Raw genomic sequence first — 15,072 nt, 5'->3', positions numbered from 1 at the left:
ACATGCCGTCAATTAGCGCGAAGTAACTAGTTGGACAGACCAAGTTCCTTGTCGAGAAACTCAAACACCTGGTCGGGTGTCGCCGATTCGAGTTCAACCTCGCCGCTGCCGGATTCCGCTTCGCCCTGCTTCTCGATCCACTTCGACAGAATGCTCTGCAGCCGCCTCGTGATTCGCTCGCTCGTGTCCTGGTCGGGTGCCGGACCGGACAGGCTGGATTCGAGCCGGTCGAGGTCGTCGAGCACCGGCACCGAGTCCGCCTCGTCCGGGGCGAGTTCGGTGCGCAGCCAGGCGGCCACCGCCACCGGGGTGGGGTAGTCGAAAATCAACGTAGCGGGCACCCGCAGTCCGGTCGCGGTGTTCAACCGGTTGCGGATCTCCACCGCGGTCAGCGAGTCGAACCCGAGGTCCTTGAAGGCCTGCTGGGCCTGGACGCCGTCCGCCGACGCGTGGCCCAGGACCACGGCCGCCTCGGCCCGTACGAGGTCCGACAGCAGCCGCTCCTGCTCGGCCCGGTCCAGGCCCGCCAGCCGCCGGCCCAGCTCGCCCTCCCCCGCGCCGGCCGCCTCGGCGGGCCGGGCGGCGGCGGTGGTGGCGATCCGGCGGACCTCCGGCAGGTCCCGCACCAGCGGGGCCTTCGGCAGGTCCACCGCGGTCTGCGCCAGCAGGGCCCAGTCCACGTCCATCACCGTCACCACGGCGTCGGGGCCGCGCAGCGACTCGTCCAGGGCCCGGACCGCCAGCTGCGGGTCCATCGCCGACATCGGGAGCTTCTTCATCCGCTCCCGGATCGCCTCCTTGGACTCCGCCAGGCCGCCGCCGCCCCACTGACCCCAGGCCACCGACAGACCGGTCAGCCCGCGGGCCCGCCGGTTCTCGGCCAGGGCGTCGAGGTGGGCGTTGGCGGCCGCGTAGTTGCCCTGCCCGGCGGAGCCGAGGGTCGACGCCGCGGAGGAGAACAGCACGAAGGCGTCCAGGTCCAGGTCGGCGGTCAGCTCGTCGAGGTGGGCGGCGCTCGCGGCCTTGGCGGCCAGCACCGTCTCCAGTCGGGCCGGGGTGAGGCGGTCGACCACGCCGTCGTCCAGGACAGCGGCGGTGTGCAGCACCGAGGACAGCGCCGGACCGGTCTTCCCGATCCGGTCCACCAGCCCGGCCAGCGCCGCGCGGTCGCTCACGTCGCAGGAGACGACGTCCACCGCGGTGCCGCGCTCCGCCAGTTCGGCGACCGTGGCCGCGACGCCGGCGGCCGCCGGGCCGGAACGGCCCGTCAGCACGACGCGGGGCGCGCCCCCTTCGGCCAGCCAGCGGGCCACGTGCCCGGCGATGGCGCCGGTGCCGCCGGTGATCAGCACGCTGCCGCGCGGGGTCCAGCGGTCCTCACCGGCCCGCACCCCGGCGGCCCGGCTCATCCGGCGGCCCAGCATCCCGGCCGGGCGGATGGCGACCTGGTCCTCGCCGCAGCCGGCGAGCACCGCGACCAGCCGGGCGCCGGCCCGGTCGTCCAGCACCTCGGGCAGGTCGATCAGACCGCCCCAGCGGTCCGGGTGTTCCAGGCCGACGACCCGGCCGAGGCCCCAGACCTGTGCCTGCGCCGGAGCGGTCGGCAGCTCGCCGGGCGTGGCCGCGACCGCGCCGCGGGTGGCCGGCCAGAGCGGTGCCTCGATCCCGGCGTCGCCGAGTGCCTGGATGAGGGTCAGGGTGGCGGCCAGCCCGCCGGTCACCACCGGGTGGTCCGGCAGCGGTGTCCCGTCCAGCGCCAGCAGCGACAGCACGCCGGTCACGCCGGACGGCTCCGCGCCCGCCTCCCGGAGCGCCCGGGCGAGCAGCGCGGACAGGACGGCACGGTCCGTCGTCCCGGCCGGGACCTCGACCGGCACGACCTCGGCCCCGCGCACACCCAGCGCGACCGCGCAGCCCTGCGCCAGGTCGCCGGCGGCGTCCGCCTCGGGCACCGCGACGAGCCAGGTGCCGGTGAGCACGCCCGGGTCGGGCTCGGCGACCGGCGCCCAGCCCATCCGGTAGCGCCAGCTCGCGGTGGTCGAGCGGTCCAGGTCGTGGCGCCGCCACGTCGTCAGCGCGGGCAGCAGTTCGCCGAGCCGCTCGCGTCCGTCCTCGATCGCCAGGGTGTCCGCGAGCTGCTCCAGGTCGCCGCCCTCGACGGCCGCCCAGAACGCGGACTCGGCCGGTGTGGCCGCCCCGTCCCGGCCGGTGGCCGGGCCGCCCGCCGGCAGCGCCGACGGGACCTTCGGCCAGAAGCGGTCGTGCCGGAAGGCGTACGTCGGCAGGTCCACCCGCCGGCCGGCCGGGAGGACGGCCGTCCAGTCGACGGCCGCGCCGTTCACGAAGGCCTCGGCGAGCGAGGTCAGCAGGCGCTGGGCGCCACCGTCGTCACGCCGCAGGGTGCCGCAGACGGCGGCGGGCACGGCGGCCGCGCCCGCCTGCTGCGCGACCTCCTCCAGGGACTCGGTCATCGCGCCGAGCAGCACCGGGTGCGGGGAGACCTCGACGAACACCCGGTGCCCCTGGCCGGCGAGCGTGCGCACCGCCCGGTCGAAGTGCACCGTGGCGCGCAGGCTGCCGTACCAGTAGGCGGCGTCCAACTCCTCACCGGTGAGCGTCTCCCCGGTCATCGCGGACACCATCGGGATCCGGCCCGGGCGCGGTTCCACCGCGGCCAGCACGGACGTGATCTCCGCTTCCAGCCGCTCGACCTGCGCACTGTGCGAGGCGTAGTCCACCGCGACCAGCCGGGCGCGCACGCCCTCGGCCTCGAACTCCGCCTTCAGCTCCTCCAGCGCCTCGGGCTCGCCCGAAACCACCACCGCCGACGGCCCGTTGACAGCCGCCAGCGACAGCCGCTCACCGAACCGGGCGATCCGCTCCTCCACCACGGCCGCCGACCGGCTCACCGACAACATGCCGCCCAGGCCCGCCAGGACCTTCAACGACCGAGAACGCAGCGCCACGACGCGGGCGCCGTCCTCCAGCGACAGCATCCCCGCCACGGTCGCCGCGGCGATCTCGCCCTGCGAGTGGCCGACCACCGCCTCGGGCGCCACCCCGGCGGCCTCCCACACCGCCGCCAGCGAGACCATCACGGCCCACAGCGCGGGCTGGACGACATCCGCCGCCTTCAGCTCCGGCGCGCCCTCGGCGCCCGCCAGGACCTCACCCAGCGACCAGTCCACATACGGCGCCAGCGCCGCCTCACACTCCGCGAGGCGCGCCGCGAACACCGGGTTCACCGCGGCCAGTTCACGGCCCATCCCGACCCACTGCGAGCCCTGGCCGGGGAAGGCGAACACCGGCCGCGCGTCGGCCCGGGCCACCCCCGACACCACCGACCCCGCGGACACGCCCGCCGCCAGGCTCTCCAGCCCGGCCGCCAGCTCCGCGCCGTCCCCGCCCACGACCACGGCCCGGTGCTCGAACAGCGACCGGGTCGCGACCAGCGACCAGGCCAGATCGGCCGGCTCCGCCCCGGGCCGGGCCGCCACCCACTCGCGCAGCCGGCCCGCCTGGCCCGCCAGCGCCTTGGGCGAGCGGCCCGACAGCACCCACGCGCCGGCCCCGGACGGCGCCGGCGCCGCGGGCTCGACGGCGTCGGCCGCCCCGGCCGCCGGTGCCTCCTCCAGGATGATGTGCGCGTTGGTGCCGCTGATCCCGAACGAGGAGACGCCCGCCCGGCGCGGCCGCCCGTTCGCCCGCCACGGCACCGGCTCGGTGAGCAGCCGCACGTGCCCGGCCGACCAGTCGATGTGCGGGGACGGCTCGTCCACGTGCAGCGTCCGCGGCAGTTCCTCGTGCTGGAGCGCCAGCAGCATCTTCATCACCCCGGCCACCCCGGCGGCCGCCTGGGTGTGCCCGAGGTTGGACTTCACCGACCCCAGCCAGACCGGACGGTCCTCGGGGCGGTCCTGCCCGTAGGTCGCCAGCAGCGCCTGGGCCTCGATCGGGTCGCCGAGCTTGGTGCCCGTGCCGTGCGACTCGACCGCGTCCACGTCGGCAGCCGTCAGCCCGCCACTGGCCAGCGCGGCCCGGATCACCCGCTGCTGCGAAGGCCCGTTGGGGGCGGTGAGGCCGTTGGACGCGCCGTCCTGGTTGATCGCCGAACCGCGCACCACCGCGAGCACCGGGTGCCCGTTGCGGCGCGCGTCGGACAGCCGCTCCACCACGAGCATGCCGACGCCCTCGGCCATGCCCATCCCGTCGGCGGACGCGGCGAACGCCTTGGACCGGCCGTCCACGGCCAGCCCGCGCGCCTGGGAGAAGGCGATGAAGCCGTCCGGGGCCGCCATGACGGTGATGCCGCCCGCGAGCGCGAGCGAGCACTCCCCCGCCCGGACCGACTGGCAGGCCAGGTGCAGCGCCACCAGCGACGAGGAGCACGCCGTGTCCATCGTGACGGCGGGCCCCTCCAGGCCGAAGGTGTAGGACAGCCGGCCCGAGAGCACGCTGGTCGCGTTCCCGGTCATCACATGGCCGTCGATGCCCTCGAACTCGGACTCGCCTTCGAGGCTCATCCCGGCGTACCCCGACCCGTAGCCGCCGACGAAGGCGCCGGTCAGGCTGCCGCGCAGGGCGGCCGGGTCGATCCCGGCCCGCTCGAAGGCCTCCCAGGACACTTCGAGGAGCAGCCGCTGCTGCGGGTCCATCGCCAGCGCCTCGCGCGGCGAGATCCCGAAGAACGCCGGGTCGAAACCGCTGACGTCCCGGACGAAGCCGCCCTCGCGGGTGTAGGACGTCCCGGCGTGCTCGGTGTCCGGGTCGTACAGGGCGTCGAGGTCCCAGCCGCGGTCCTGCGGGAACGGGCCGATCGCGTCCCGGCCCGAGGCCAGCAGCTCCCACAGCTCCTCCGGGCCGGCGGCGCCGCCGGGGAACCGGCAGGCCATGCCGACGATCGCGATCGGCTCGTCCGCCACCGCGGCGGACGGCCGGACCGCCGGGGCCGCGGCGGGCAGGCCGCCCGCGAGCTCGCCGCGCAGCAGCGCGGCCAGCGCGACGGGGGTGGGGTGGTCGAAGACCAGCGTGGCCGGCAGCCGCAGCCCGGTCTCGGTCCGCAGCCGGTTCCGGAGCTCCACCGCGGTCAGCGAGTCGAAGCCCAGGTCGGTGAAGGCCCGGGTGGGCTCGACCGCCTCGGCGGAGGCGTGCCCGAGCACCGCGGCCACGTGCGCCCGGACCAGGTCCAGCAGCGCCCGGTCACGGTCCTGGCCGGAGAGCCCGGCCAGCCGGTGCCGCAGCGCCTCGCCGGCCTCGGCCCCCGTCCCGGCCGCGGCGGCGGCCCGCCGGACCCGGCCACCGGCCAGCGCCCGCCACAGCGGCGGGACGTCCCCGCTGCGGGCGGCCCGCGCCCGCAGGTCCGCCAGGTCCAGCCGGGCCGGCACCAGGACGGCCTCGCCGCGGGTGAGCGCCTCGTCCAGCACGGCCAGGCCCTCGTCCGCGCCCAGCGCCGCGACCCCGGACCGGCTGATCCGGGTCAGCAGCCGCTCGCCCAGCTCCCGGCCGATGCCCGCCTCGTGCACCCAGGGGCCCCAGGCCAGCGACAGGCCCGCCAGGCCGGCGGCCCGGCGGTACCCGGCCAGCGCGTCCAGGAAGGAGTTGGCGGCGACGTAGTTGCCCTGCCCCGGTGCGCCGAAGACGGCGGCGGCCGAGGAGAACAGGACGAAGTGCGCCAGGTCCAGGTCCCGGGTGAGTTCGTGCAGGTGCCAGGCGGCATCGACCTTCGGCCGCATGACCGCCGCCAGCCGGTCGGCGGTGAGGGTGCCGATCACGCCGTCGTCGATGATCCCGGCGGCGTGGAAGACGGAGCCCAGCGGGCGGTCGGCCGGGATCGTGGCCAGCAGCGCGGCCAGCGCGTCCCGGTCCGCCACGTCGCACGCCACGATCCGGACCGGGGCGCCCAGCTGCGCCAGCTCGGCCGCCAGTGCGGCCACGCCGGGGGCGGCGGGGCCCGAACGGCTGGTCAGCACGACGCCGTTGACCTGCCCGGTCACCACCAGGTGCCGGGCCACCAGGCCGCCCAGGGTGCCCGTCCCACCGGTCACCAGGAGCGTCCGCGGGCCGTCGGCCGTGCGGCCCGCGAGGCGTTCAACCGCTGCTCCAGCGCCGGACGGACGGCCCAGCCGCCGGCCCAGCACGGCCGTGTCACGGAGGGCCAGCTCCGGTTCGCCGGTGGCGAGGACGCCCGGGAGAACGGCGATCCGCTCGGCCGTACCGGTGGCGGGCAGGTCCACCAGGACCAGCCGGCCGGGGTTCTCCGACTGCGCCGAGCGCAGCAGACCCCGGACGGCGGCGGCGGCCAGGTCGGCCACGGCCTCGCCCTCCCCGGCGGCCACGCCGCCCCGGGTGACGACCACCAGCCGGGCGTTCTCCAGGCGCTCCTCGGCCAGCCACTCCTGGGCCAGCGCCAGCGCGTCGGCGGTGCGGCGGCGGGCGGCCCCGGCCACGTCGCCGTCCTCGGCCTCCTCGGCCCCCGCACAGACCAGCACGACCTGCGGCTCGGCCTCGGCCGCCTCCGCCGGACCGGTGAAGGACCGGACCGGCACACCGGCCGCGGCCAGCGCCTCGACCAGACCGAACCGGTCGGCGCCGATCAGCGCCCAGTCCCCGGTCGGCACCTCGGCCACCGGGACCTCGGCCACCGGGGCCCACTCCTCCACGAACAGCGCGTCCGACACCCCGCTGTCGGCGGCCCGCAGCTGCGCGGCCGACAGGAGCCGGCTCACCAGCGACTCCACCGACACCACCGGGGAGCCCGCCGGGTCCACGGCCGTCAGCGCCAGCGCGCCCCGGGCGTCCCGCCGCAGCCGCGCCCGCAGGACGGTCGCCCCGCTCGCGTGCAGCTCGACGCCCGTCCAGGCGAACGGCATCCGGACCTCGCCCGGCCCGCCGTCCGCGTCCGCCGGGGCCGTGTCCTCCAGCAGCGCGGCGTGCAGGGCCGCGTCGAGCAGCGCCGGGTGCAGCCCGAACGCACCCGCCTCGCGCGCCACCGGCTCCGGCAGCGCCACCTCGGCGAAGACGTCCTCACCGCGCCGCCAGGCGGCCCGCAGCCCGTGGAACGCCGGACCGTACACCTCCGCCAGCCGGACGGCGTACACCTCGCCGACGTCGAGCGCGGTCGCGCCCTCCGGCGGCCAGACCGACAACTCCCCGGGGGCCGGCCGCTCCGCCGGGGCCGGGGCCACCGCTCCGCTCGCGTGCCGCGTCCAGTCCTGCTGCGGGTCGGACACGTCGGGGCGGGAGAACACCTCGACCGCGCGGCGGCCCTCGGAGTCCGCCTCGGCCAGCACCACCTGGACCTGGACCCCGCCGCCGTCGGCGGGCAGGACCAGCGGGGCCTGGAGCGTCAGTTCCTCCAGGAGGCCGCAGCCCACCTGGTCACCGGCCCGGACCACCAGCTCGACGAAGCCGGTCCCCGGCAGCAGCACCGTCCCGCCCACCGTGTGGTCGGCCAGCCAGGGGTGGGTGCGCACGGAGAGCCGCCCGGTGCAGACCAGGCCCGCGCCGCCGGCCAGTTCGACCGCCGCGCCCAGCAGCGGATGGTCCACCGCGCCCAGGCCCAGCGACGCCGCGTCCCGGCCCGCACCCACCGGCGACAGGGGCAGCATCCCCTGCGGCCAGTACCGCTCGCGCTGGAAGGCGTACGTCGGCAGCTCGACCCGCTCGGCGGCGGGGAGGACGGTGCGCCAGTCCACCGGAGCGCCCTGCACGAAGGCCTCGGCGAGCGAGGTGACCAGCCGGGTCACGCCGCCCTCGTCGCGGCGCAGCGTGCCGCAGACGGCGGCGGGCACGATGCCCGGGCCGGCCTCCTGGGCGACCTCTTCGAGCGTGTCGTTCATCGCGCCCAGCAGCACCGGGTGCGGAGTCACCTCGACGAACAGCTGGTGCCCCTGACCGGCGAGCGTGCGCACCGCGCGGTCGAAGTGCACCGTGGCGCGCAGGCTGCCGTACCAGTAGGCGGCGTCCAGCTCCTCACCGGTCAGCGTCTCCCCGGTCATCGCCGAGACCATCGGGATCCGGCCCCGGCGCGGCGCGACACCGGCCAGGACCTCGGTGATCTCCGCTTCGAGGCGGTCGACCTGCGCCGAGTGCGAGGCGTAGTCCACCGCGACCATCCGGGCGCGCACGCCCTCGGCCTCGAACTCCGCCTTCAGCTCCTCCAGGGCCTCGGGCTCACCCGAAACCACCACCGCCGACGGGCCGTTGACCGCCGCCAGGGCAACACGCTCACCGAACCGGGCGATCCGCTCCTCGACAACCGCGGCACTCCGGCTCACCGACAACATGCCGCCCAGGCCCGCCAGGACCTTCAACGACCGCGAACGCAGCGCCACCACCCGGGCGCCGTCCTCCAGCGACAGCATCCCAGCCACCGTGGCTGCCGCGATCTCACCCTGCGAATGCCCCACCACCGCAGCAGGCTTGACACCGGCGGCCTCCCAGACCGCCGCCAGCGACACCATCACCGCCCACAACGCCGGCTGGACGACATCCGCCGCCTTCAACTCCGGCACACCCGCCAGGACATCGGCCAGTGACCAGTCCACATAAGGCGCCAGCGCCGCCTCGCACTCCGCCAACCGTGCCGCGAACACCGGGCTCGACAGGGCCAGTTCACGGCCCATGCCGACCCACTGCGAGCCCTGACCGGCGAACGCGAACACCACCCGCGCACCCGAGCGGGCCACACCCGACACCACCGACCCCGACGGCACACCGGCCGCCAGGCTCTGCAGGCCCGCGACCAGCTCCGCGCGCTCGGTACCGACCACCACCGACCGGCGCTCGAAGGCCGACCGCGTCGTCGCCAGCGACCACGCCATCTCTGCCGGCTCCACCGACGGCCGCGCCGACACCCACGCGTGCAGCCGCTCCGCCTGCGCCGTCAGCCCCTCGGCCGACTGGCCCGACACCAGCCAGGCACCGGCCCCTGACACCACCGGCGCCACGGCCTCGACCACCTCGGCGGCCTCGACGACCGCCGGCGCCTCCTCGACGATGACGTGCGCGTTGGTCCCGCTCATCCCGAACGAGGAGACCGCCGCCCGGCGCGGCCGCTCCCCCACCGGCCACGGCACCGACTCGGCCAGCAGCCGCACCTCACCCATCGACCAGTCCACGTGCGAGGAGGGCTCGTCCGCGTGCAGCGTCTTCGGCAGCTCCTCGTACTGCAGGGCGAGGATCATCTTGATCACGCCCGCCACGCCGGCGGCGGCCTGGGTGTGCCCGATGTTGGACTTCACCGACCCCAGCAGCAGCGGCCGCCCCTCCGGCCGCTCCCGGCCGTAGGTGGCCAGCAGCGCCTGCGCCTCGATCGGGTCGCCCAGCGTGGTCCCCGTCCCGTGCGCCTCCACCACGTCCACGTCGGCGGCCGACAGCCGCGCGTTCGCCAGCGCGGACCGGATCACCCGCTGCTGGGACGGGCCGTTCGGCGCCGTCAGACCGTTGGACGCGCCGTCCTGGTTCACGGCGGAGCCGCGCAGCACCGCGAGCACCTTGTGCCCGTTGCGGCGCGCGTCCGACAGGCGCTCGACCACGAGCATGCCCGCGCCCTCGGCCCAGCCGGTCCCGTCGGCGTCCTCGGAGAACGCCCGGCAGCGGCCGTCGGCCGACAGCCCCTGCTGCCGCGAGAAGTCGATGAACATGCCGGGCGTGGCCATCACCGTGGCACCACCCGCCAGCGCGAGCGTGCACTCGCCCGAGCGCAGCGCCTGGGCCGCCAGGTGCAGTGCGACCAGCGAGGACGAGCACGCGGTGTCGATGGTCACCGCCGGGCCCTCCAGGCCCAGCACGTAGGAGACCCGGCCGGACAGCACGCTGGTCGCGTTCCCGGTCAGCAGGTGGCCCTCGACACCGGCCCCGCCCTCACCCGCCAGGGTGAAGCCGTACCCGGACGCGTAGCCGCCGGCGAAGACGCCCGTCGCACTGCCGTGCAGCGCCGCCGGGTCGATGCCCGCCCGCTCCAGCGCCTCCCAGGAGGTCTCCAGCAGCAGCCGCTGCTGCGGGTCCATGGCCAGCGCCTCGCGCGGCGAGATCCCGAAGAACCCGGCGTCGAACTCCGTGGCGTCCCGCACGAAGGCGCCCTGCGCCACGTACGAGGTGCCCTCGCGTTCGCCGTCCGGGTCGTAGACACCGTCCAGGTCCCAGCCGCGGTCGGTCGGGAAGGCGCCCACCGCGTCACCGCCCGAGACCAGCAGCTCCCAGAACTCCTCGGGGCTGCCGGCCCCGCCCGGGAAGCGGCAGGCCATGCCCACGATCGCCAGCGGTTCGTCCACGGCCGCGGCCGCCACGAGGACCGGCCCCGGTCCGGCCGCGTCCCCGGTCAGTTCGCCCCGCAGGTAGCCGGCCAGCAGCAGCGGGGTGGGGTAGTCGAAGACCAGGGTGGCGGGCAGCCGGATGCCGGTCGCCACGCCCAGCCGGTTGCGCAGTTCGACGGCGGTCAGCGAGTCGAAGCCCAGGTCCTTGAACGACCGCCGGTCCTCGACCGCGTCCGCGGAGGCGTGCCCGAGCACGACGGCCACCTCGGCCCGGACGATGTCGGTGAGCGCCCGCTCCTGCTCGGCCCGGGTGAGCCCGGCCAGTCGCCGGGGCAGTTCACCCTCGGTCCGGGTGCCGTCCCCGCTCCCGGCGCCCCGGGCGGTCAGCCGGCGGACCTCCGGCAGCTCGCGGAAGAGCGGTGCCTCCCGCAGGTCCGCCGTGCCCTGCGCGGACGCCAGCTGGGCCCAGTCGACATCCATCACGGTGACGACGGCGTCCGGCCCCTCCAGTGCCCCGCCCAGCGCGCGGGCGGCGAGCTGCGGGTCCATCGGCGGCATCGGGCCGCGCTCGACCCGCGCCCGGGCCGCCGCGCTGGACTCGGCGAACCCGCCGCCGCCCCAGGCGCCCCACGCGACCGACAGGCCCGGCAGGCCGCGGCCGCGGCGGTTCTCGGCGAGGGCGTCCAGGTAGGCGTTGGCCGCCGCGTAGTTGCCCTGACCGGCGGCGCCCAGCGTGGACGCGGCCGAGGAGAACAGCACGAAGGCGTCGAGATCGAGGTCGGCGGTCAACTCGTCGAGCAGCAGCGCGCCTTCGGCCTTCACCCCGAGCACGGACGCCAGGCGCGCCGCCGAGAGGCGGTCGACCACGCCGTCGTCCAGCACCGCGGCGGTGTGCAGCACCGAGGACAGCGCCGGACCGGTCTCCCCGATCCGGGCCAGCAGCCCGGTCAGCGCCGACCGGTCGCCGACGTCGCACGCCACGACGTCCACTCCCGTACCCCGGGCGGCCAGTTCGGCGGCCGTGGCCGCGACCCCGGCGGCCGCGGGGCCGGAGCGGCTGGTCAGCACCAGCCGCTCGGCTCCGCGCTCGGCCAGCCACCGTGACACATGCCCGGCGATGGCGCCGGTACCGCCGGTGATCAGCACACTGCCGCGCGGCGACCAGCGGTCCCGGTCGCGAGTCTGCCCGGCCCGCTTGAGCCGGCGGCCGAGGATCCCGTCGGCCCGGATCGCGACCTCGTTCTCCTCGGCACCGGCCAGCACCGCGACCAGCCGGGCACCGGCCCGGTCGTCCAGCACCTCGGGCAGGTCGACCAACCCGCCCCAGCGCTCGGGGTGTTCCAGACCGACGACCCGGCCCAGACCCCAGACCTGCGCCTGCACCGGGTGGGCCAGCGCCTCACCCGGACCGGCCGCCACGGCGCCGCGCGTCGCCGGCCAGAGCGGCGCGCCGATCCCGGCGTCGCCCAGCGCCTGGACGAGCGCCAGCGTGGCCGCCAGCCCGGCGGTCACCCCCGGGTGGTCCGGCACGCGCGTCTCGTCCATGGCCAGCAGTGACAGCACACCGGAGACGCCGGAAGGCTCGACCGCCGCGGCCAGCAGCGCGGCCACCTCGGCCCGGTCCACGGCCCCGGCCGGGACCTCGACCACGACGACCTCCGCACCACGGGCGGCCAGCGCGGCCGCGCACGGCTGCTCGCCCGCGCCGGCCGGCACCACCACCAGCCACGTCCCCGACAGCACCCGCGCGTCGGGCTCCGCCACGGCCGACCAGGCCGTCCGGTAGCGCCAGTCCGTGGTCACCAGGCGGTCCAGCTCGCGGCGCCGCCAGGACGCCAGCGCCGGCAGGACCTCGGCGAGCTGCCGCTGGTCCTCGATGGCCAGCGTGTCGGCGATGCTCGCCAGGTCCCCGTCCTCGACGGCCGCCCAGAACCGCGCCTCCCCCGCCGTGCCCGCACCGTCGCCGCCGCCCGCCGCCGGCGGCGTGAGCGGCACCACGCCCTCCGGCCAGAAGCGCTGCTGACGGAAGGCATAGGTGGGCAGCTCGACAGGCTTCCCGGCCGGCAGAACCGAACTCCAGTTCACCGGCACGCCGTGCACGAAGGCGCGGGCGAGACCCGTGACGAAACTCGCGACGCCCTCCGCGTCACGCCGCTGGAGGGGGACGAACACGGGCTCGTCCCCGTCGATCCCCGCCACCGCGTCCGGGCCGAGTGAGGAGAGCGACCCGTCCGGGCCGACCTCGACGAACACCGAGACACCCTGGCGGGCCAGCGTCGCCACCGCATCCGCGAAGCGCACCGCCTGGCGGGTCTGCGCCGGCCAGTAGCCCGCCTCGGGCTCGGTGACCAGCTCACCGGTGAGCGCGCCCGCCCACAGCACAGCCGGCCGGTGGTACTCCAACCCATCGGCCACGGCGGTGAGTTCCTCCAGCACCGGGTCCATCGCCGGGGAGTGGAAGGCGTGCGAGACCCGCAGCCGCCGCACCCGGCGACCCCGCTCCCGCCACAGCTCCACCACCTCATCGACGGCCTCGACCGAGCCGGAGACCACCACCGACTCCGGCCCGTTCACCGAGGCGATCACCACCCCGGGCACCAGCTCGGCCAGCACCTCGGCCTCCGGCGCGTTCACCGCCGCCATCGCCCCGCCGTTCGGCAGCGCCTGCATCAACCGAGCCCGCGCCGCCACCAGCCGCACCGCGTCCGGCAGCGCCAGCACCCCGGCCACATAAGCGGCCGCGACCTCGCCCACCGAATGACCCACCACCGCGTCCGGCGTCACACCCGCGGCCTCCAGCACCGCCGCGACGCCCACCTCGAAGGCGAACAGCCCGGCCTGCGCGTACAGCGTCTGCTGCGCCAGCGCCTCGTCCACACCCTCGGCGCCGAGCACGACGTCCCGGACCGAGACGCCCAACTCCAGCTCCAGCAGCCCGCACACCCGGTCGAAGCTCTCGGCGAAGACCGTGCTCGCCGTGTACAGACCCCGACCCATGCCGACCCACTGCGAACCCTGACCGGCGAAGACCAGACCCACCCGGGCACCCGGCCGCGCCACGCCCGACACCACCGCGGCCGAGGAGACCCCGGCGGCCAGGCTCTCGATGCCACCGACCAGTTCGGCCCGCTCGGTGCCCACCACCACGGCCCGGTGCTCGAACGCCGAACGCGTCGCCGCCAGCGACCACGCCACGTCCACCGGCGCCAGCTCCGGACGCGCCACCGTCCAGGCGCGCAGCCGGCCTGCCTGCGCCGTCAGACTCTCGACCGTCCGGCCCGACACCAGCCACGCACCGGCACCCGCCAGCACCGGTGCCACGGCCTCGGCCCGGGCCGTCTCGGGAGCCGGCGCCTCCTCCACGATGACGTGCGCGTTGGTGCCGCTGATCCCGAACGAGGAGACCGCCGCCCGGCGCGGCCGCTCCCCGGCGGGCCACGGCACCGGCGCCGTCAGCAGCTCGATCTCACCGGCCGTCCAGTCCACGTGCGAGGACGGCACCTCGGCGTGCAGGGTCTTCGGCAGCTCCTCGTGCTGCATCGCCAGCACCATCTTGATCACGCCCGCCACCCCGGCGGCCGCCTGGGTGTGCCCGATGTTGGACTTCACCGAGCCCAGCCACAACGGCCGGCCCTCCGGCCGCTCCCGGCCGTAGGTGGCCAGCAGCGCCTGCGCCTCGATCGGGTCACCCAGCGTGGTCCCCGTGCCGTGCGCCTCCACCACGTCCACGTCGGCGGCCGACAGCCGCGCGTTCGCCAGCGCGGCGCGGATCACCCGCCGCTGCGAAGGCCCGTTCGGCGCGGTCAGACCGTTCGACGCGCCGTCCTGGTTCACCGCCGAGCCGCGCAGCACCGCGAGCACCCGGTGCCCGTTGCGGCGCGCGTCCGACAGCCGCTCCACGACGAGCATGCCCACGCCCTCGGCCCAGCCCGTGCCGTCCGCGTCCTCGGAGAACGCCCGGCACCGGCCGTCCGCCGACAGCCCCTGCTGCCGCGAGAACTCCACGAAGGTCCCCGGCGACACCAGGACGGTGACACCGCCGGCCAGGGCCAGCGTGCACTCGCCCGAGCGCAGCGCCTGGGCCGCCAGGTGCAGTGCGACCAGCGAGGACGAGCAAGCGGTGTCGATGGTCACCGCCGGGCCCTCCAGGCCCAGTGCGTAGGAGACCCGGCCGGACAGCACGCTGGTCGCGTTGCCGGTCATCAGGTGGCCCTCGACGCCGGACCCGGCCTCGGCGGACCAGGAGACCCCGATCCCGTAGTTGGACGCGAAGCCGCCCGCGAACACCCCGGTCGCGCTCTCCCGCAGGGTCGCCGGGTCGATGCCCGCCCGCTCCAGCGCCTCCCACGAGGTCTCCAGCAGGAGCCGCTGCTGCGGGTCCATCGCCATGGCCTCGCGCGGTGAGATGCCGAAGAACCCGGCGTCGAACCGGGTCGCGTTCCGCAGGAACGCCCCCTGCGCCACGTACGAGGTGCCCTCGCGCTCGCCGTCCGGGTCGTAGACGCCGTCCAGGTCCCAGCCGCGGTCGGTCGGGAAGGCGCCCACCGCGTCACCGCCCGAGGCCAGCAGCTCCCAGAACTCCTCGGGGGTGTCCGCACCCCCCGGGAAGCGGCACGCCATTCCGACGATCGCCACCGGCTCCGCCGTCTGCTCCTGCACCTCGCGCAGTCGGGCGCGGGCGTCCTGGGCGTCTGCGATGGCCCGCTTCAGGTAACTACGGAGCTTGTCCTCGTCGGACACGGTCATCTCCCAGCAATGGTGTTTTTCGGCAGAGTCAGGGGCGGGCTGCCCCGCACGGCGTGTGCGGGGCAGCCCG

Annotated in this window: 1 protein-coding gene; it reads right to left on the bottom strand. The window is 76.2% G+C overall.

Translation table 11 applies throughout. The annotated features are described in order from the left end of the window. Positions 1-26: 26 nt before the first annotated feature. Entirely contained in the window at positions 27-14,996 is a 14,970-nt protein-coding gene (locus OG618_RS27620) for a type I polyketide synthase (protein ID WP_442906959.1), read from the bottom strand. Positions 14,997-15,072: the final 76 nt, after the last annotated feature.

This window comes from Kitasatospora sp. NBC_01246 (genome assembly GCF_036226505.1).
Taxonomy (GTDB): Bacteria; Actinomycetota; Actinomycetes; order Streptomycetales; family Streptomycetaceae; genus Kitasatospora.
The sequence above is the reverse complement of the archived record's forward strand: the minus strand, read 5'-3'. Positions and strand labels throughout refer to the sequence as shown.